This window comes from Pseudomonas sp. GZD-209 (assembly GCF_049310485.1).
Taxonomy (GTDB): domain Bacteria; phylum Pseudomonadota; class Gammaproteobacteria; order Pseudomonadales; family Pseudomonadaceae; genus Aquipseudomonas; species Aquipseudomonas sichuanensis.
Window position 1 is genome coordinate 1 of the sequence record NZ_JBMOWQ010000248.1, and the last position, 17,973, is coordinate 17,973.

At 64.2% G+C, this 17,973-nt stretch carries 17 protein-coding genes, 2 pseudogenes and 1 riboswitch; of the genes and pseudogenes, 12 read left to right on the plus strand and 7 right to left on the minus strand.

Annotation, left to right across the window (positions count from 1 at the left end; genetic code table 11):
* The first annotated feature begins 347 nt into the window (after positions 1-347).
* Positions 348-1,760, plus strand: coding sequence for a purine-cytosine permease family protein (locus tag ACO6VM_RS24550; protein WP_401059019.1), 1,413 nt, complete (start codon positions 348-350; stop codon positions 1,758-1,760).
* A gap of 150 nt (positions 1,761-1,910) precedes the next feature.
* Here the strand turns inward: ACO6VM_RS24550 and ACO6VM_RS24555 are convergent.
* Positions 1,911-2,750: pseudogene (locus ACO6VM_RS24555) on the minus strand (LysR family transcriptional regulator); the annotation flags it as partial.
* Between ACO6VM_RS24555 and ACO6VM_RS24560 the strand changes: the two are divergent.
* Positions 2,728-2,889: pseudogene (locus tag ACO6VM_RS24560) on the plus strand (alpha/beta hydrolase); the annotation flags it as partial. The pseudogenes ACO6VM_RS24555 and ACO6VM_RS24560 sit on opposite strands and share 23 nt — an antisense overlap.
* 69 nt (positions 2,890-2,958) lie before the next feature.
* Here the strand turns inward: ACO6VM_RS24560 and ACO6VM_RS24565 are convergent.
* From ACO6VM_RS24565 to ACO6VM_RS24575, 3 genes are all read right to left on the minus strand, one after another.
* A complete protein-coding gene (locus ACO6VM_RS24565) occupies positions 2,959-3,369 on the minus strand; it encodes a hypothetical protein (protein WP_401059020.1) in 411 nt (136 codons plus the stop codon).
* Positions 3,370-3,866: 497 nt separating this feature from the next.
* Positions 3,867-5,255, minus strand: a complete 1,389-nt coding sequence (locus ACO6VM_RS24570; RefSeq protein WP_401059022.1) for a PAAR domain-containing protein — start codon at positions 5,253-5,255, stop codon at positions 3,867-3,869.
* A 123-nt stretch (positions 5,256-5,378) separates the two neighbouring features.
* Positions 5,379-6,608 (minus strand): acyl-CoA dehydrogenase, encoded by a 1,230-nt coding sequence (locus ACO6VM_RS24575; RefSeq protein ID WP_401059024.1) that lies wholly within the window; start codon positions 6,606-6,608, stop codon positions 5,379-5,381.
* Positions 6,609-6,746: 138 nt separating this feature from the next.
* On the opposite strand from ACO6VM_RS24575, the gene ACO6VM_RS24580 reads away from it, so the two are divergent.
* The 3 genes from ACO6VM_RS24580 to ACO6VM_RS24590 all read left to right on the plus strand — a co-directional run bounded on the left by ACO6VM_RS24580 (position 6,747) and on the right by ACO6VM_RS24590 (position 9,383).
* On the plus strand, positions 6,747-7,673 hold the full coding sequence (locus ACO6VM_RS24580) for a LysR family transcriptional regulator (protein ID WP_125464364.1): 927 nt from the start codon (positions 6,747-6,749) through the stop codon (positions 7,671-7,673).
* Between the two features lie 315 nt (positions 7,674-7,988).
* A complete protein-coding gene (locus ACO6VM_RS24585; RefSeq protein ID WP_401059026.1) occupies positions 7,989-9,143 on the plus strand; it encodes a cysteine desulfurase family protein in 1,155 nt (384 codons plus the stop codon).
* Between the two features lie 3 nt (positions 9,144-9,146).
* Positions 9,147-9,383: a hypothetical protein gene (locus ACO6VM_RS24590; protein ID WP_401059028.1), complete on the plus strand. Its 237-nt coding sequence runs from the start codon at positions 9,147-9,149 to the stop codon at positions 9,381-9,383.
* Positions 9,384-9,387: 4 nt separating this feature from the next.
* Here the strand turns inward: ACO6VM_RS24590 and ACO6VM_RS24595 are convergent, their stop codons facing one another.
* Both ACO6VM_RS24595 and nfsB read right to left on the minus strand, forming a co-directional pair.
* A complete protein-coding gene (locus ACO6VM_RS24595; protein WP_401059029.1) occupies positions 9,388-9,783 on the minus strand; it encodes a DUF1801 domain-containing protein in 396 nt (131 codons plus the stop codon).
* Between the two features lie 320 nt (positions 9,784-10,103).
* Positions 10,104-10,757: an oxygen-insensitive NAD(P)H nitroreductase gene (gene nfsB, locus ACO6VM_RS24600; RefSeq protein WP_401059031.1), complete on the minus strand. Its 654-nt coding sequence runs from the start codon at positions 10,755-10,757 to the stop codon at positions 10,104-10,106.
* Positions 10,758-10,859: 102 nt separating this feature from the next.
* Here nfsB and ACO6VM_RS24605 point away from each other — a divergent pair, with 102 nt between their 5' ends.
* The 6 genes from ACO6VM_RS24605 (at position 10,860) to ACO6VM_RS24630 (ending at position 15,436) form a co-directional block, all read left to right on the plus strand.
* Positions 10,860-11,780, plus strand: coding sequence for a LysR substrate-binding domain-containing protein (locus ACO6VM_RS24605; protein WP_422403920.1), 921 nt, complete (start codon positions 10,860-10,862; stop codon positions 11,778-11,780).
* 34 nt (positions 11,781-11,814) lie between these two features.
* The gene (locus ACO6VM_RS24610; protein ID WP_422403921.1) at positions 11,815-12,429 is read left to right on the plus strand and encodes a LysE family translocator; all 615 of its coding nucleotides are present in this window, start codon (positions 11,815-11,817) and stop codon (positions 12,427-12,429) included.
* A 75-nt stretch (positions 12,430-12,504) separates the two neighbouring features.
* Positions 12,505-13,335 carry an AraC family ligand binding domain-containing protein gene (locus ACO6VM_RS24615; protein ID WP_422403922.1) on the plus strand — a complete coding sequence of 277 codons (831 nt, stop codon included), beginning with the start codon at positions 12,505-12,507 and terminating at the stop codon, positions 13,333-13,335.
* A gap of 49 nt (positions 13,336-13,384) precedes the next feature.
* Positions 13,385-13,969, plus strand: a complete 585-nt coding sequence (locus tag ACO6VM_RS24620) for a LysE family translocator (protein WP_422403923.1) — start codon at positions 13,385-13,387, stop codon at positions 13,967-13,969.
* An 84-nt stretch (positions 13,970-14,053) separates the two neighbouring features.
* Complete coding sequence (locus ACO6VM_RS24625) at positions 14,054-14,533, plus strand: hypothetical protein (protein WP_422403924.1); 480 nt, start codon at positions 14,054-14,056, stop codon at positions 14,531-14,533.
* 126 nt (positions 14,534-14,659) lie between these two features.
* The gene (locus ACO6VM_RS24630) at positions 14,660-15,436 is read left to right on the plus strand and encodes a ParA family protein (RefSeq protein ID WP_110992835.1); all 777 of its coding nucleotides are present in this window, start codon (positions 14,660-14,662) and stop codon (positions 15,434-15,436) included.
* Positions 15,437-15,812: 376 nt separating this feature from the next.
* On the opposite strand, the gene ACO6VM_RS24635 is transcribed toward ACO6VM_RS24630, so the two are convergent.
* Positions 15,813-16,265, minus strand: a complete 453-nt coding sequence (locus tag ACO6VM_RS24635) for a hypothetical protein (RefSeq protein ID WP_401059037.1) — start codon at positions 16,263-16,265, stop codon at positions 15,813-15,815.
* Positions 16,266-16,487: 222 nt separating this feature from the next.
* Here ACO6VM_RS24635 and ACO6VM_RS24640 point away from each other — a divergent pair, with 222 nt between their 5' ends.
* The gene (locus ACO6VM_RS24640; RefSeq protein ID WP_422403931.1) at positions 16,488-17,654 is read left to right on the plus strand and encodes a DUF1624 domain-containing protein; all 1,167 of its coding nucleotides are present in this window, start codon (positions 16,488-16,490) and stop codon (positions 17,652-17,654) included.
* Between the two features lie 26 nt (positions 17,655-17,680).
* Positions 17,681-17,878, plus strand: a riboswitch (cobalamin riboswitch).
* Positions 17,879-17,973 lie beyond the last annotated feature (95 nt).

The window sequence follows — 17,973 nt, forward strand, 5'->3', positions numbered from 1 at the left end:
CTCCCACAGGTACACCGCCACCACTGTGGGAGTGGGTTTACCCGCGAAGAGGCCGGCATGGCCCATCAAAATCCATGCTCCATTCATGTGCATGCCGCACCAACAACGGCCATGCCGGTCTCAGTAACCAACCCTATCGCGCCGCCTCCCGCCACTTGGCACCCACCTTGCTACCGTCCCCCGCTTAACCTTTTGCCAGCCTTAGCTTTTTTAAGGTTCATGAGCACAAATTTACTAATTTCCCCTTGCCTGCCCCGCCGCCATCATCGCTCCAACAAGAACGCGTCGCCCCTTGTCGGCACGCGCCCGGCAACTTCGGTTGCGCCCTCCTTGCCTTGGAGTCATTCATGACCAGTGCAGCCAATTCGGCACCCCTCATCGAGAAACACACGATCGGCTACGTGCCGCCGCAAGACCGCCATGGAAAGGTAAGGGATCTGTTCACACTGTGGTTCGGCGGCAACATCGCCCCGCTGCCGATCGTCACCGGCGCGCTAGGCGTGCAGCTGTTCCACCTCAACCTGGTATGGGGCATCGTCGCCATCCTGGTCGGCCACCTGCTTGGCGGCGTGCTGATGGCGCTGCATTCGGCCCAGGGCCCGCAGATGGGCATCCCGCAGATGATCCAGAGCCGTGCCCAGTTCGGCTCGCTCGGCGCGCTGCTGGTGGTGGTGATCGCCGGGGTGATGTACATCGGCTTCTTCGCCTCCAACATCGTCCTGGCCGGCAAGTCGCTGCACGGCGTGGTCGACAGCGTGCCGGTACCGGTGGGCATCGTCGTCGGCGCGCTGGGCTCGGGCATCATCGGCATCATCGGCTACCGCTTCATCCATGTGCTCAACCGCATCGGCACCTGGGTACTGGGCATCGGCATTGTGGTGGGCTTCGGCTACATCTTCAGCCATGTGCAGAGCGACGACTTCCTCACCCGCGGCGGCTTCAACCTGGCCGGCTGGCTGGCCACCGTGTCGCTGGCGGCGCTGTGGCAGATCGCCTTCGCCCCCTATGTGTCGGACTACTCGCGCTACCTGCCGGCCGACGTGAAAGTGTCGTCGACCTTCTGGACCACCTACCTGGGTTCGGCGCTGGGCTCGAGCCTGTCGTTCATCTTCGGCGCCGTCGCGGTGCTGGCGATCCCAGCGGGCATGGACACCATGGACGCCGTCAAGCTCGCCACCGGCACCCTCGGCCCGGTGATGCTGGTGTTGTTCCTGCTCAGCGTGATCAGCCACAACGCCCTCAACCTGTATGGCGCGGTGCTGTCGATCATCACCCTGGTGCAGACCTTCGCCCACCGCTGGATCCCCACAGCCAAGAGCCGCGCCGTGCTGTCGCTGCTGGTGCTGGCCGGGTGCTGCGTGGTGGCGGTGTTCGCCTCGGCGGACTTCATCGGCCACTTCGTCGACATGGTGCTGGTGCTGTTGGTGGTGCTGGTGCCATGGACCGCGATCAACCTGATCGACTTCTATGTCATCCATAAAGGCGACTACGACATTCAGTCGATCTTCAAGGTCGATGGTGGCATCTATGGCCGCTACAACCCGCAAGCGTTGCTGGCCTACGCCATTGGCATCGTGGTGCAGATCCCGTTCATGAACACCCCGTTGTATGTCGGCCAGGTGTCCGCCTACATCAACGGCGCCGACCTGTCCTGGCTGGTGGGCCTGGCGGTGACCACGCCGCTGTACTGGTGGCTGGCCAGCCGCGACAGCGCTTATCGTCGTCGCCAGACGAGCGCCAAGCTGGCGGCTGCGGCCTGACCAAAGTCATTGGCAGCGCTTCATGCGAGGGCCCATCGCAGGCTTCGCCAGCTCCCACAGGTAATGCATTTCGGTCACACGATGCACAGCCTTGTGGGAGCTGGCGATAGCCTGCAATGAGGCCGGCACAGGGTGGCTTGGCTTCAATCCTTACAACGCCACCAGCCGCTCCCGCAGAAACTCCACGAACACCTGCACCGGCCGGGCCACTTGCCGGCGCTGCGAGTACACCGCCGACAGCTGCAGCGCCGACAGCGTCCAGTCCTCCAGCACCTGCACTAGGCGCCCGTCATCCAGGGCCTTGCCGACGATGAAGGTCGGCAGGTAGGTGATGCCCATCCCCGCCACCGCCGCATCCCTGAGCATCTCGCCATTGTTGGCGCGCATGCGCCCGCTCACGGCAATGCTGGTGCCCTTGCCCTCCCCCTTGAACTGCCACTGCACCTGCCGCGCATGCCCGTAGGGCAGGCAGTCGTGCCCGCGCATCTGCTCCGGCGCCAGCGACGTGCCATGTGCCGCCAGGTAAGCAGGACTGGCGCAGTACACCCGCTCCACCGCCCCGATACGCCGGGCCACCAGGCTTGAGTCTTCCAGGATGCCGATGCGCAGGGCCAGGTCGTAGCCCTCGCCGATCAGGTCCACGGTGCGGTCGCTCAGGTCCACCTCCACATCCACGCCGGGGTGCAGTTGCAGGAACTTGGTCAACCGGCAACCCAGATGGGCGATGGCGAACGACAGCGGCGCGCTCAGGCGCAAAGTGCCGCGCAGCTCGACGGTCTGCCCGCTGATGGCCTGCTCGAGCAACTGCACTTCATCGAGCAGGCGCAGGGCGTTCTGGTAGTAGCGCTCGCCCAGGGGCGTGGCATCCAGGCGCCGGGTCGAGCGGTTGAGCAGGCGCACGCCCAGGCGCTCTTCCAGTTGCATCAGGCGCCGGCTGACGAACTGTTGGGACAGGCCAAGGCGCTCGGCGGCGGCGGTGAAACTGCCTGCGGCTGGCGTGACGGTGACTGCGGTGCGCTACAACGGCATGATCCACGACTACGGGCTGCTCAACCCGCTGAGCCAGATACCGGCGGTGAAGGCCGCGATGCGCCAGCCGGCTGGGGAGTTGAAGGTGCACTTGCAGTAAACGCGTGAAACCCGATGGGCCGCCTGGCGGCCCATTGTGCTGCATCTGGCCCACAGCAAATCCGTCAGTTCATGCGCGGTCGAAATTGACGAACAGATACAGGAAGGCCATGCATGCCAGACTGACCGATATGCAGTAAAAACTAAGTTTCATGCGTTTTTTCAGATAGGGAGGGAACAAGCGACTGTCCTCTGCATCCAACCACCCCTGACGGATACCCAATCTTGGCCAGATGATGCCCGCCGTCATCGCACTCACGGTCGACAATCTGAGTTTCAGGGTAAAGGCACCCCCGTTCCTCAGCTCTTCGTGGAGTCCGTTGCTTCTGTGAAGCGCTTCGCACATCACGTTGAAGTGCTGCGTTGCGGCGATATGCAACTTGATCGCAAGCCCGACCAAACCGATAGCGAAAGGTGCGAGAAGCAGAGTCAGCTTCATCACATCCGGCCACTCACTTACATTGATCATACGCACCCACATACCCTCTTTCCAGATTCAGTGCCAAGTGTTCACCCATAGATGTATCCACAGGCGCATCCAAAGCCTCTTCGACCTCAAGAACCGAAAAATAGAAAGCAGCTCTGAATCATTAACGGGTCACTTTCACAAATGAGACCAACACGATCAGCATTGCAAACCCCATGAGTAAGCAGCCGCTACTTAACTTCATCATTCGCGCCAAGTAACCTGGAAATTCATTACTGTCATCGACACTCAGCCATCCTTTCCGATACCCAAAGGACGGCCATATTAAACCAAGGGTCATCGCACTAACTATCACCATCCGCGCGTGCTGCCGAGTGGTGCCCCACACCACAACTTCATCATGAAGCCCGCTACTGCGCCGAAAGGCGTGGCACATAACGAAAAAGTGCCGAGAGCCCGCAATGTAGGCGTTGAGCGTGCCTCCTGTAATTATCAAAATAAATGGAACCAGAAGCAGCACCAGTCTTATTTCAGAGGGCCATCCACTAAGATCAATCATACATTTGCTCATAAACGACTTGGCCAGACCACTCTCCCCCTGCACTGCCCAACTGGCTTCCGCCGAAGGAGCCCGCTCCCACAACGACTAATCCACATATGGCTTTTCCCCAAACGCCAAAATTGCAGACAGCCTTCACCGAAATACCACTTGCTGCACCGGCAAAAGCACCACCTACCAAACCTCCCGCAAAACTACCCGTTTCTGTATACCTTATTTTTTTGCACGCCTCGGTCTCACCAGTCCGGCAAACCTCCTGCACCTTCAAATATGACGAAGCGGCCCCAAGCCCGATGCCAACATAGCCCCCAGACTTCAAATATTTCGCCATCTTCGCCACCTCATCCAGATGCGTCGCATACCCCGGTATCGCACCCGGCGCCCCGGCCTTGGACCAGTGATGCACGAGGCTCCTGCTCGAAATCCCCAAGCCCTTGCGCAGATTTTCATGCCCGCCCAGGTTCAGGTACTTACCCAGAAACGCACTGCGCAATTGCGCATTCAGCTGCTGATACAAAGCCTGGCGTGAGGCAAAGAACTGCGGGCTCTTCAAGTGCCCATGCAAACCGAACTCCCGCTGATGCAACTGTTCGATCCCCTTGAGCGTATCGCTCACCTGCCCCAGCCCGCGCGACAGCATGTCCTTGCCCACGCCCATCGACAGGCTCGCGCCACTGAGCACCCCGGCGATCTCGCCGATGTGCTCCATCATGAAGTTGGCTTCCTGTTCGTCGAGTTCGGCCAGGGCGTCGCGCGTCAATTGCGCCGCTGCCATCAGCTCGGCCTCTTGCCGGGTGCAGGCATGGTGGTTATCGAGGTCGCCGAGGACGAAGATCTCGCCAGCCTTGAAACCTTGATCGAAAGTGGGATTCAGGCGTTTAACCCGAGCGATCGGCAGCGTGCGATCCTGCTCCAGCAGCTGCGCCAACAGCCGCGGCCCGGACATGCTGCGGGGTGCGACATAAAACCCCGGCTCCAGCAGCGCACGCGGCGTAGCCGATGCCGTGGCCATCTGTGGCTGGAAGCGCGATGCTGCGACCGAGTCGGCTCTTGGGGCAGCACCAGCGCCAGCCGGCGCCGAGCGTGCACGCGTCGCCATGCCCAAAGGCGCCACCACTCGGTTACTGCCACTGGGGCATCCGCACGCCACCAGCGAACCGTCGACCGCCACCTCCCGACCGTTAGACATGAACCACGAAATACCTTCGACTACCGTGCCGCGCTGGCCGCAAACCGGGCACTCGGTGGTGGCATCACCTCTGCGCAGCACCTGGATACCGTCACAACGATGGTTCGGATTATCAGCAATGCATATCGCCCCAGTGGTCGTGACATCCCCGTCCAGCGCCTGCCCTTTACCACCGATATTGACCCTGTTCATGTTTCCCTCTGCAGACGCAAAGCAGCGGAAACTAGCAGCACTCAGGGCGAAAACACGGGGGCAGTCCGGCGTTTGGGAAATGCCCTACACATAATGCGAAAACGAACTACACGGCTGATATTTTCACTGCCCGCTGCGCAGCATCTCCTTGGGCACATACTTGCCAATCTCATACTTGCCGATCGCCGCCCGGTGTACCTCATCCGGGCCATCGGCCAGGCGCAGCGTGCGCTGCATCGCATACATGTAGGCCAGCGGGAAGTCGGCACTGACCCCCGCGCCACCATGGATCTGGATGGCCCGGTCGATCACCTTCAACGCCACGTTCGGCGCCACCACCTTGATCTGCGCGATCTCGCTGCGGGCCACCTTGTTGCCCACGGTGTCCATCATGTACGCGGCCTTGAGCGTCAGCAGCCGGGCCATGTCGATCTCCATCCGCGAGTCGGCGATCTTGTCGATGTTGCCGCCCAGCCGCGCCAGTGGCTTGCCAAAGGCAGTGCGTTCGACCGAGCGTTTGCACATCAGCTCCAGGGCGCGCTCGGCCATGCCGATCGAGCGCATGCAGTGGTGGATACGGCCTGGGCCAAGGCGGCCTTGGGCGATCTCGAAGCCACGGCCCTCGCCGAGCAGCACGTTGTCATAGGGCACGCGCACATTCTCGAACAGCACCTCGGCGTGACCGTGGGGCGCGTCGTCGTAGCCGAACACCGGCAACGGCCGGACGATCTTCACCCCCGGCGCGTCCGTGGGCACCAGGATCATCGAGTGCTGCTGATGGCGCGGGCCGTCGGGGTTGGACAGGCCCATGAAGATCATCACCTTGCAGCGCGGATCGCAAGCGCCGGAAGTCCACCACTTGCGGCCGTTGATCACCCATTCGTCACCGTCGCGCACGGCAGTGGCGGCCATGTTGGTGGCATCCGACGAGGCCACGTCCGGCTCGGTCATGGCAAACGCCGAACGGATCTCGCCGCGCAGCAGCGGCTCCAGCCACTGGCGCTTCTGCGCCTCGCTGGCGTAGCGCACCAGCACTTCCATGTTGCCGGTGTCCGGCGCCGAGCAGTTGAACGGCTCCGGCCCCAGCAGCGAGCGGCCCATGATCTCGGCCAGCGGCGCGTATTCAAGGTTGGTCAGCCCCGCGCCGTATTGCGACTCGGGCAGGAACAGGTTCCACAGGCCCTCGGCGCGGGCCTTGGCCTTGAGTTCCTCCATGATCGCGGTGGGCTGCCAGCGGTCGCCTTCGGCAACCTGGCGCTCGAACACCGGCTCGGCCGGGTACACATAGGCGTCCATGAATGCGCTGACACGCTCGCGCAGTGCCTGGACCTTGGGCGAATAGGCGAAATCCATCGGGGCTACCTTCAGTCAATGAAGAACATGGACGCAGCCTAGAACAGCCACCCTTCATCCACCTAGTCTATTTTCACTGTGTATTAACATTCATAACCGATATATGATCGGCTGATAATTCCAATGAAGAGCGGCGCCATGAACCTCAGCAAGGTCGACCTCAACCTGTTCATCGTCTTCGACGCCATCTACACCGAAGCCAACCTGACCCGCGCCGGGCAGATTGTCGGCATCACCCAGCCGGCGGTGTCCAACGCCCTGTCGCGCCTGCGCGAAACCTTCAACGACCCGCTGTTCGTGCGCACCGCCCAGGGCATGGTGCCCACGCCCATGGCGCAGAACATCATCGGCCCGGTGCGCAACGCCCTGTCGCTGCTGCGCACATCGGTGCAAGAGAGCCGCATCTTCAACCCGCTGCAGGCCAGCAAGACCTTCCGCATCAGCATGACCGACCTCACCGAGGCGGTGATCTTGCCGCCGCTGTTCCAGCGCCTGCGCCGCCTGGCCCCGGCGCTGGTGATCGAGAGCTTCCCGTGCAAGCGCCGCGAAACCACCAAAGAGCTGGCCGCCGGGCGCCTGGACTTCGCCGTCGACGCACCGCTGAACACCGACCCGCAGGTGCGCCACGTCAAGCTGATGCAGGACCGTTACGTCTGCGCCATGCGCCCCGGCCACCCGCTGGCCGACAGCGCGCTGACCCTCGACAGTTATCTGGGCATGACCCACATCCATATTTCCAGCCGCCGCAACGGCCTGGGCTACGTTGACCTGGCCCTGGGCAAGATGGGCGTGCAGCGCCGCGTGGCACTGCGTTCGCAACACTACCTGATGGCTTCGCAAGTGCTGCAGCAGACCGACATGGTCATGACCGTGCCCGAGCGCTTCGCCCGCCGTCACCAGTTGCGCCATCAACCGCTGCCGGTGGAAGTGCCGGCCCTGGAAACCCACCTGTACTGGCACGAGAGCACCGACCAGGACCCGGCCAACCGCTGGATGCGCGAGCAGATCATCGAACTGTGCGAGCGGGTGGCCAGCCAGGAGCAGAAGGCGCTGGAAAACGCCTGAGCACTGCGTCGACGGCCCGGCCGGTGCCCGCGCCAACACCGGCTCTACTGCTGTCGGCTGTGGATGGGTGTGATCGGCTTTGCGGGATGTTCCTGATGGTGCTGGTGATGGCGAAAAACAGCCACATTGGCAATGGTTCTGATTTTAAAGGCTGCATGTGGAGAAATTATTTCTAAAAAATATGCACTAAAGAGAAAGAATTATTCTGATACAGCGTATCGGTGCAGCAATAGGAAAAACCTTTGCCCTCCAGGCCTCGTAACATGCCGTACATGGATGCCGACTGGCGGCGTCCCGCACGGATAAGCCCTCGCTATGCACAATGCCCCCCTCTATTTCGATTACGCCGCCACCACCCCTGTCGATGACCGGGTCATCGAGGCCATGCTCGGTTGCCTGGGCCGTGCCGCCAACTTCGGCAACCCCGCCTCCAGCGGCCACAGCTTCGGCCAGGCCGCCCGCGAAGTGGTAGAGCAGGCCCGCCGCCAGGTGGCCGAGCGGGTCGGCGCGCAGCCCGACGACCTGGTGTGGACCTCGGGCGCCACCGAATCCAACAACCTCGCCCTCAAGGGCGTCGCGCAGAGCTACCCACAGCCCGGGCACCTGATCACCAGCCAGCTGGAACACAAAGCCGTGCTCGACACCGCGGCCGAGCTGGAGCGCCAAGGCTGGGCGGTAACCCGCCTGGCACCTGACGCCCAGGGCCTGATCCAGCCCGACGCCGTGCAGGCAGCGCTGCGGGCGGACACCCGGCTGGTGTCGCTGATGGCGGTGAACAACGAACTGGGCACCCTCACCGACTTCGCCGCCATCGGCGCGCGGGTACGCGAACACGGCGCCCTGCTGCATGTGGACGCGGCCCAGGCAGTAGGCAAGGTGCTGATCGACCTGGCCAGCCAAGCAGTCGACCTGATGTCGTTCTCGGCGCACAAGGTGTATGGCCCCAAGGGCATCGGCGCGCTTTATGTCGGCCCCCGCGCCCGCAACGGCCTGCGGGCGCAGATGCATGGCGGCGGCCATGAGCGCGGGCTGCGCTCCGGCACCCTGGCCACCCACCAGATCGTCGGCATGGGCAGCGCCTTCGCCCTGGCCGGGCAGCCTGGCGACCTGGAGCACCAGCACCTGGAACAGCTCGCCCAGCGCCTGCGCGACGGCCTGCTGGCGCTGCCGGGCGTGTCGCTCAATGGCTGCGCCGTACAACGCATTCCCCATACCCTCAACCTGTGTATCGACGCCAGCGGCTTCAACAGCCGCCTGCTGGCCAACGAACTTGCGCTGTCCACTACCTCGGCGTGCAACTCGGCGAGCAATGCGGCCTCCCATGTGCTGCTGGCCCTCGGCCTGGATGAACGCCGGGCGCGCAACAGTGTGCGCCTGAGTATCGGCCGCTACACCAGCGAAGCCGAGGTGGACCAGGCGATCGCGGTGTTCGGGCGGGTGATTGGAGCGGCCGCTGCGGCACTCTGGTAATCAGTGAGCGCGGTTCGCCGGCAAGCCGGCGAACAGGCACATGCAGCCTTCCTGGTGCTCAACCTGCTCGGTGCCGGCTACCTGATCTACCTTGGCCTGCGTCAGTTGCTGGCGCGCAATACTGCAGCGCCGTCCTGCCGCAGTTCCTCAGGCCGGGCGGCCGATCTTCGGCCAGTTCGCGACGATGTACCTGTGCATGGTGCTGATCGTCTACACCCTTGCCATGCTGAAACCGTGTGAACACTCAGCCCAGATTGAAGATCACCGCTGCCCGAATCAGCGCCATGAACGCCCGCTCATTGAGGCGGTCGCCTTCGAACAGATCGATGGCGCGTCGCGTGCCGCCTTCGAAGCTGGCATTGAACAATCCAGCCGGGTCCGCAAGTTCCGCGCCTTTGAGGAATGTCAGCTTCAGCTTGTCCTTGTAGCATTCGCCGGTACAGAGGACACCGGCATGGAACCAGACGGGCGTGCCACGCCATTTCACTTCCTCGCGCACGATCGGGTCGGCCCGACGGATCAGGGCACGCACTTGCGCAAGGCGGGGGCCTCGCCAGTCGGTCAAGGCGACGATACGGGCATCGATCAACTGCGAGGCGGTGGGGTTGGACAAGGAAAGATCCTCCAACAGTGAGGGCATGAGTATTTACCATACCCTGCAATTCTTTCGGCCCGCAGCCGCACTTTTTCAGAACCGTCTTGCCAGTGAACGCCCCGCATCCGTAAGACATTTCCGAGTTTGAAACTAATAGTTTCAGCCCGGCCAGCCTAGGAACGATCCCACGCGCCTGCCGGAAGTTACTGCGTTGTCGGGGAAATACCTCAGGGATGGCTTCACCGGGTCATCGCATTAGGTCCATGCGTCTGCGACCCGGACACCTTCAGCGCCCTGGCCAAGGCGTTGATCGATGATATGGAGCTGGCTTGCCGGCGAAAGCGCCGCACGGCGGCGCCTCTACTTCAGAGGAAAGTGAACACCTCGGCCGCCGGCAGACGCGACTTGCCCAGCCCGGCATTGAAGTCTTCCTCGCTGTGATACCCCAGGCTCAACACCACCACGCTGGTAAAGCCACGCTCGCGCAGGCCCAGCTCGGCATCCATCACCTTCGGATCGAACCCTTCGATCGGCGTGGCGTCCAGCCCGTAGGCGGCGGCGCCCAGCAGCGCGGTGCCCAGTGCCAGGTAGGTCTGCTTCTCCATCCAGTGCTGCAGGTCCTTGTTGTCGTGGCGGTGCAGGTTGACATAGAAGCGGCGGCTCTGGTCCTGCCCGGCCTTGGCCTCGTCGCTGCGGAAACGACCGTCCTTGCCTTCCTGCTCCAGCACCGCCTGCAGGTGCGCCTCGGTCATGTCGGTGCGCGTAGCGAACACGATCACATGGGAGGCATTGAGGATCTTCGCCGTGTTGTAGGCAAAGCCCACCTCGGTGCTCTTGGCCAGGCGCGCCTTGCCTTCATCGGTGTCGGCAACGATGAAGTGCCAAGGCTGCGAGTTCACCGAGGACGGGCTGTGGCGCAGCTGCTCGAGCAGCGCATCGATGGTGGCCTGGGGGATGCGACGGCTGGCATCGTAGGCTTTGGTGGTGTAGCGGCGCTTGGCCAGGGCAACGGTATCCATGAACGGCAACTCCTCGGGATTGGTGATTGAGGCGCATCTTATCTTCCCGGCTGCAAAGAAAAACCAGCACAATGCAGCAACACTTTCATCCCTGGAGTGAAAATGCTGCGCATCACCGACCTGGAACTGTTCGCCCGTGCCAGCGCCCTGGGCAGCTTCACCGCCGCCGCCCACGAGGCCGACTTGCTGCCCGGCCAGGTGGCAGCGGCGATCAAGCGCCTGGAGCGCGAACTCGATGTGCGTCTGTTCGCCCGCACCACCCGCAGCCTGCGCCTCACCGCCGAGGGCGAGCTGTACCTGCCCACCGCCCAACGCGTGCTCGACACCCTGCGCCAGGGCCGCGAAGACCTGCACGGCAACCACAGCAGCCTGCGTGGCGTGCTGCAGGTGGCCGCCCCCTCGGACCTGGGACGCAACCTGCTACGGCCCTGGCTGAGTGCGTTTCGCCGCGAGCACCCGGGCTTGAGCCTGCGCTTTTTGCTCTCCGACCAGATGGCCGACTTCTACCGCGACCCGGTGGACGTCGCCATCCGCTACGGCCTCAACGAAGACGCCAACTACATCGCCCTGCCCCTGGCGCCGTGGAACCGCCGGGTGGTGGTGGCCGCCCCCGACTACCTGGCCCGCCACGGCCGGCCGCAGACGCCCGAAGCACTGCAACAGCACGACTGCCTTTTGTACTCGCAACAGAGCCGGGTGTACGACAAATGGCGCCTGGGCAACCGCACCGTGCAGGTGCGCGGGCCGCTGTTCAGCGACGACGCCGACGTGGTGCGGCGCTGGGCCCTGGAAGGCGAAGGCATCGTCTACAAGTCGTGGCTGGACGTCAGCGCCGACATCGCCGCCGGCGCCCTGGAGATCCTGCTGCTCGAACACCCCGGCGAGCCGACCCCGGTCACCCTGGTGTGCCCGCACCGCAAGCAGCTCACCCCCGCGGTGGCGCAGCTGCACGGCTGGCTGCGCGAACGCTTCGCCACGCTGCGCCCGGAGGGTGTATTGCAGCCGGTCGGCCCCGGCGTATAGTGGCGCTTCCCCCGACTGCAAGGAGCTGTCACCCATGCCGAGCCTGGAATTTCTGCTCACCGCCCTGATCATCGTGCTGATCCCCGGCAGCGGGGTGATTCTCACCGTTTCCAGCGCCCTGGTGGCCGGGCGCCGCGCCTGTTTGTGGACCGCCCTTGGCTGCACCGTGGGGATCGTGCCCCACCTGCTGGCCTCGGTGCTCGGCCTGTCGGCGCTGCTGCACGCCAGCGCCCTGGCCTTCCAGGGGCTGAAGTTCGCCGGGGTGGCGTATCTGCTGTACCTGGCCTACGCCACCTGGCGTGATCGCGCGGCCTTCGCCGTGGATGAAAAGGCCCCGCCGACCGCGGCCGCCCAACTGGTGCTCAAGGCCTGCCTGCTGAACATCCTCAACCCCAAGCTGACGCTGTTCTTCCTCGCCTTCCTGCCGCAGTTCATCGACCCCCACGCCGGCTCCGCCGTGGTGCAGATGCTCGGTCTGAGCGCGGTGTTCATGCTGATGACCTTCGTCGTGTTCGTGCTCTATGGCCTGCTCGCCCACCTGTTCCGTCGCGCGGTGATCGACTCGCCCAAGGTGCAGGCCTGGCTGCGCAGGGGCTTTGCCGCCTCGTTCGCAGGCCTTGGCATCAACCTGGCATTCGCCCAGCGTTAAGCGCTGCACAATCGTTCTAAACCCCAGGGCCGGTTCTGCGTTATGGTCGAGCACCCACCGCAACCGGCCCTCGCCATGAGCCACTGGATCGACCTCAAACAGGACGCCGACACCGGCATCGAGTCGGTCCGCGCCCATTTCACCGGCCACGCCTACGACCCGCACTGGCACGACAGCTTCCTGGTCGGCGTCACCGAACAAGGCGTGCAGCAGTTCAACTGCCGCCGGGTGCGCCACCAAAGCACACCCGGCCAGGTGTTCCTGCTCGAGCCCGGCGACCTGCATGACGGCCTGGCGCCCACCGCCGAAGGCTTCACCTACTCGACCCTGTACCTCGACAGCCACTGGCTGGAAAACCAACTGCGCACGCTGTTCGAGCAGGCTCCCAGCGATGCCCTCCCCAGCTTCGCCGCCACCCTGCACTGCGATACGCGGCTGGCCGGCGCTACCAGCCGCGCATTCAACGCCTTGCACCAGCAGGACCTGCGCATCGTCCGCCAGACCGCCATCGACAACCTGCTGGCCTGCCTCACCGGCCACCTGCAGTGGCGCCGGCGCCTCGACCCTGACCCGCGCCTGCCGCTGACCGCGCAAGTGGCCCGCGACTACCTGCATGCGCACCTCGACCAGGACATCGGCCTGGACGACTTGGCGCGGGTCTGCGGCGTCGATCGTTTTCGCCTGACCCGCGCCTTCAAGGCCGCCTACGGCCTGGCCCCGCATGCCTACCTGATCCAACTGCGCCTGGCCCGGGCGAGGCAGCTGCTGGCCCGAGGCCAGAGCCCAGCCGAGGTCGCCACGGCCCTCGGTTTCGCCGACCAGAGCCACCTGGGCCGCTGGTTCCGCCGCGCCTACCGGCTCACGCCGGCGGATTACCGCAAACGCTGCTCAAACCTTCCAGACTGAAGCCAAGGCGGTTGCGAACATGAGGCCACGATCAATCGGAGCCTCGACCATGTCCCACAGCCTTTTACCCTTCGTCCTCTTCGCCCTGGCCTCCAGCATCAGCCCGGGGCCGACCAACCTGCTGATCCTCGCCCAGGGTGCCCAGCGCGGCGTGCGCGCCAGCCTGGCGCCCACCGTGGCGGCCTGTGGCGCGGCGGCGGCGGTGGTGCTGCTGGTTGGCCTGGGCCTGGGCGAACTGCTGCTTGGTCACCCGATGGCGCAACAGCTACTTGGCTGGGCGGGTGCGCTGTGGCTGAGCTGGCTGGCCTGGCGCATGCTGCGTAGCGCCGGTGCGCCGCTGCAGGCCGGTGGCAATGCAGGCTTCGGCCCATGGCAGGCGGCCACCCTGCAGCTGGTCAACCCCAAGGTCTGGCTGATGGCGCTGGCGATGATCAGCCTGTTCGCCACCCCGACCCTGCCGCTGTGGTGGTTGACCCTGGTGTTTCTGCTGATCGCCCTGCCGAGCATGACCGCCTGGGCGCTGCTGGGTGCCGGCAGCGCGCGCTGGCTGAATTCGCCCCGGGCATTGCGCTGGTTCAACCAGAGCCTGGCGGGGTTGTTGCTGGTGTCGACCTGGTCGGCGCTGCTGGTCTGACGCCTATTTCATGCAGGCCCCTGCTGGCGGCGGGCCTGCTTGCAGTACACTCGCCAGCCTGACCGTACCCAAGGCCCCTGCCCCATGCCCCGCTTGCCAAGACTGTTGTTGCCCCTGCTGCTGCTCACCGCCCTCGCCGCCTGCGACCAGGCACCCAGCCGCGAAGAAAAGATCCGCTCCAGCCTGCCCCTGCAGGAAGCCTACGAGCACAACATCGGGCGCATGGCGCAGCTGTTGGCCGTGACCCACCCCAAGCTGCCCGAAGAACAGATCAAGACGGTGCTGCGCAAGCACCTGACCGTCGAGGACCAGCGCCAGGACCTGTACCGGCTCTACAGCGAAAAGAACTTCGACGATGGCGAATTCGAAACCATCGTCGCCGCCACCCGCGACCCGGCCAAGGCCAAGGCGCTGGGCGAGACCGATGAAGGCAAGCGGCTGAGTGAAAAGCTGACCGCGCTAATGCGCGAGAGCGCCAGGGACCCGAAAGTGCAGGCCTTGGTCGAAGCGCGCATGCAAGAAGTCGAGGACGAACTCCAGGCGTTGCAGCAAGCCGCTCCGTGACAGTGGCGCGGTACGCCCCGGTGCACGACGCAGGCAGGACATGTAACAAGCCTTGTCTTAAAACTGTCACCTTTCGGTCATAGGATTGACCCTGATCTGCCATTTTCCCTCAAGGATGATTCAGCCATGCGTCGTGTCGTGTTCAACCAGAAAGGCGGTGTAGGCAAGTCCAGCATTGCCTGTAACCTGGCCGCCGCCAGTGCCGCCGAAGGTTATCGCACCCTGCTGGTGGACCTCGACCCCCAGGCCAACGCCACCTATTACCTGACCGGCCTGGTCAACCACGACATCCCGGCGGGCATCGCCGATTTCTTCCGCCAGACCCTTGCCCCCGCGCCGGCCACCGGCAAGAAGCACCGTGTGGCCATTACCGAAACCCGCTACGCCAACCTGCACCTGATCACCGCCAGCCCCGACCTTGCCGACCTGCAAGGCAAGCTGGAGAGCAAGTTCAAGATCAACAAGCTGCGCAAGCTGCTGGTGGAGCTGTCGGCGGACTACGAGCGGATCTACATCGACACGCCACCGGCGCTGAACTTCTACACCTTCAGCGCCCTGGTGGCCGCCGAGCGCCTGCTGATCCCCTACGACTGCGACAGCTTCTCGCGCCAGGCGCTGCTCAACGTGATGGCCGAGGTCGAAGAGCTGCGCCAGGACCACAATGCCGCGTTGCAGGTTGAAGGCGTGGTGGTCAACCAGTTCGCCGGGCGCACCGCCCTGCACCAGACCCTGGTCGACCAGTTGCGCGGCGAAGGGCTGCCGGTGCTGCCGGTGTACCTGAGCAACTCGATCAAGATGCGCGAGTCCCATGAAGCGGCGGTGCCCTTGGTGCATCTGGCGCCGCGCCACCGGCTGGCGCAGGAGTTTGTCGAGTTGCTGGATGTGCTGGAGCGGGCGGCGTGAGGGAGGTGTGGGGGTTCAAGTGGCCGACTTAGTCGCGCGTATGGGCGGGCAGGTGTAGGGCGATAGCTTTGCAGCGCTCTCGAGATCGAGCGCCGCCCGCGCGGCGCTTCGCGGGTAAACACGCTCCCACAGTTTGTTTCGGGCCAGTCTTTCCTGTGCCATCACCTGGTCCGCCTTGTTGGTACAACGCGGTTTCAGTGTGGGCGTTTCCGCCGCCCCACATGACTCAAGGCATGCACCAAGGCAGGCGCCGGTACTTTCACAGGAATAATTGGCCCGAAACAAACTGTGGGAGCGGGTTTACCCGCGAAGCGCCGCGCGGGCGGCGCTCGATCTCATAGGCGCTGAAGATGTCCAGCCGAACACATTGCAGCCCCTACCACCGCCGCCCCTGATCACGCTCTCGGCTACCACCGCTGTAACGCGTGTCCTGCCCACCCTGGATATTCGACCGGCTACTGGAAGAGCTGCCATCGCTGTAGCGCGTATCCTGCCCACCCTGAATATTCGCCCGGCTGCTGGAAGAGCGGCCATCGCTGTAGCGCGTGTCCTGCCCACCCTGGATATTCGACCGACTACTCGAAGAGCTACCGTCGCTGTAGCGCGTATCCTGCCCACCCTGGATATTCGAGCGGCTGCTGGAGCGGCGCCCGTCGCTGTAGGTGGTATCGAAGCCGCCCATGATATTGGCGCGGCTGCTGGAGGTGGTGCCGTCGCTGTAGCGGCAATCCTCGCCGCCCTGGATGTTCTTGCGGCAGCTGTCGGCCAGGGCCGAGGCGCACGGCAACGCCAGCAGCAATGAGGCCAGCAGCAGATGGGTGGGTTTCATGGCAGTCCTTGTCGGCAAATTACATTCATCGTCACGCGGCCTGCATGTATCCGCCAATGCTCGCCAAAGCACAAGTGGCCCGAGCAGGCCAATCGCCATGCAATGGCACTCCCTCCTGGCGGGCATGCAGATTTACCCACCCAAGCCTCTGTTCAGCACAACATGAATAGTTATAAGATAACGTTTCATTTGACATTCATTCCTGCCTGCGACCCCTTGCCGATGACCAGCGCCACCGCCTCCCCCACCCTGCTCACCCAGCGCCTGCAGAGCATCGATGCCCTGCGCGGCCTGGTGATCCTGTTCATGCTGCTCGACCACGTGCGCGAAACCTTCTTCCTGCATCGCCAGGTCAGCGACCCGATGAGCATCGACGCCACCGACCCCAGCCTGTTCGTCAGCCGCACCCTGGCCCACCTGTGCGCGCCGGTGTTCGTGCTGCTGACCGGGCTGTCGGCCTGGCTGTACGGCGAGAAGTACCAGGGCCGCAGCGACGTCTCGGCGTTCCTGTTCAAGCGCGGGCTGTTCCTGGTGGCGCTGGAGTTCACCCTGGTCAACTTCGCCTGGACCTTCCAACTGCCGCCGAGCGTGATCTACCTGCAGGTGATCTGGGCCATCGGTATCAGCATGATCGCCCTGTCGCTGCTGGTGTGGCTGCCGCGCCCGGCGCTGCTGGCGCTGGGTGCGCTGATCGTGGCCGGGCACAACCTGCTCGATGGCCTGCATTTCGGCCCGGAATCGGCGCTGCACGTGCCTTGGGCGATCCTGCATGACCGTGGCTGGCTGCAAGCGACCGAGAGCCTGCGCCTGCGCACCTCCTACCCGGTGCTGCCGTGGATTGGCGTGATCGCCCTGGGTTATGGCCTGGGCCCGTGGTTCGCCCGCACCAGCAATGCCGCTGAGCGCCAGCACCGTTTGCTGCTGGCCGGCACCGCCGCACTGCTCGGTTTCGTCGTGCTGCGCCTGCTCAACGGCTACGGCGAAGCGCCGTGGAGCAGCTACCCAAGTGTCACGCAAACCCTGATGAGCTTCTTCAACATCACCAAATACCCGCCGTCACTGCTGTTCCTCGCCCTTACCCTGGGCACCGGCCTGTTGCTGCTACGCGGCTTCGAGCGCGCAGGGGCCGCCCGCTGGATCAGCATACTGGCGGTGTTCGGCGCCGCGCCGATGTTCTTCTACCTGCTGCACCTGTATGTGCTCAAGCTGCTGTACCTGGCCTGCGTGGCGCTGCTGGGCCTCAACCATGGCGACTATTTCGGCTTCGACGGCATCGCCGCGGTGTGGCTGAGTGCCGTGCTGTTGGCAGCGGCGTTGTACCTGCCGGTGCGTGGGTTCGCCCGCCTGAAGGCACGCCGGCGCGACATTGCCTGGCTCAAATACCTGTAAAGGCGTTTTCACCCGGCGGGTGATGGTCTACCATGCCGCCCGCCGGTTTCCACTCGGAATTAATAGGGAATCCCCAGGCCGCCACCCGCGCGCCAAAGGGAACTGCCCCCGCAACTGTAGGTGCCGAGCCCGCGCCATCGATGCCACTGGACTGTGTGTCCGGGAAGGCTGGCGCAGGGCCAGGACGCACCAGTCAGGAGACCTGCCGGCACATGTTCACCAACCGGCGGGGTGTCCGGGATGGCCATCCGTTAGTTTGCCTCGGGCGCCCTGCCCGAAGCCTGGCGATGCCTGTCCGTGCTCATTCCGTGCACCCTTC

Coding starts and splice junctions, on each gene's coding strand:
- ACO6VM_RS24575 (WP_401059024.1), bottom strand. CDS start 6,608: ATGGATTTCGCCTATTCGCCCAAGGTCCAGGCACTGCGCGAGCGTGTC.
- ACO6VM_RS24550 (WP_401059019.1), top strand. CDS start 348: ATGACCAGTGCAGCCAATTCGGCACCCCTCATCGAGAAACACACGATC.
- ACO6VM_RS24635 (WP_401059037.1), bottom strand. CDS start 16,265: ATGAAACCCACCCATCTGCTGCTGGCCTCATTGCTGCTGGCGTTGCCG.
- ACO6VM_RS24615 (WP_422403922.1), top strand. CDS start 12,505: ATGAGCCACTGGATCGACCTCAAACAGGACGCCGACACCGGCATCGAG.
- ACO6VM_RS24565 (WP_401059020.1), bottom strand. CDS start 3,369: ATGTGGGTGCGTATGATCAATGTAAGTGAGTGGCCGGATGTGATGAAG.
- ACO6VM_RS24620 (WP_422403923.1), top strand. CDS start 13,385: ATGTCCCACAGCCTTTTACCCTTCGTCCTCTTCGCCCTGGCCTCCAGC.
- ACO6VM_RS24640 (WP_422403931.1), top strand. CDS start 16,488: ATGACCAGCGCCACCGCCTCCCCCACCCTGCTCACCCAGCGCCTGCAG.
- ACO6VM_RS24570 (WP_401059022.1), bottom strand. CDS start 5,255: ATGAACAGGGTCAATATCGGTGGTAAAGGGCAGGCGCTGGACGGGGAT.
- ACO6VM_RS24630 (WP_110992835.1), top strand. CDS start 14,660: ATGCGTCGTGTCGTGTTCAACCAGAAAGGCGGTGTAGGCAAGTCCAGC.
- ACO6VM_RS24605 (WP_422403920.1), top strand. CDS start 10,860: ATGCTGCGCATCACCGACCTGGAACTGTTCGCCCGTGCCAGCGCCCTG.
- ACO6VM_RS24610 (WP_422403921.1), top strand. CDS start 11,815: ATGCCGAGCCTGGAATTTCTGCTCACCGCCCTGATCATCGTGCTGATC.
- ACO6VM_RS24580 (WP_125464364.1), top strand. CDS start 6,747: ATGAACCTCAGCAAGGTCGACCTCAACCTGTTCATCGTCTTCGACGCC.
- nfsB (WP_401059031.1), bottom strand. CDS start 10,757: ATGGATACCGTTGCCCTGGCCAAGCGCCGCTACACCACCAAAGCCTAC.
- ACO6VM_RS24625 (WP_422403924.1), top strand. CDS start 14,054: ATGCCCCGCTTGCCAAGACTGTTGTTGCCCCTGCTGCTGCTCACCGCC.
- ACO6VM_RS24595 (WP_401059029.1), bottom strand. CDS start 9,783: ATGCCCTCACTGTTGGAGGATCTTTCCTTGTCCAACCCCACCGCCTCG.
- ACO6VM_RS24585 (WP_401059026.1), top strand. CDS start 7,989: ATGCACAATGCCCCCCTCTATTTCGATTACGCCGCCACCACCCCTGTC.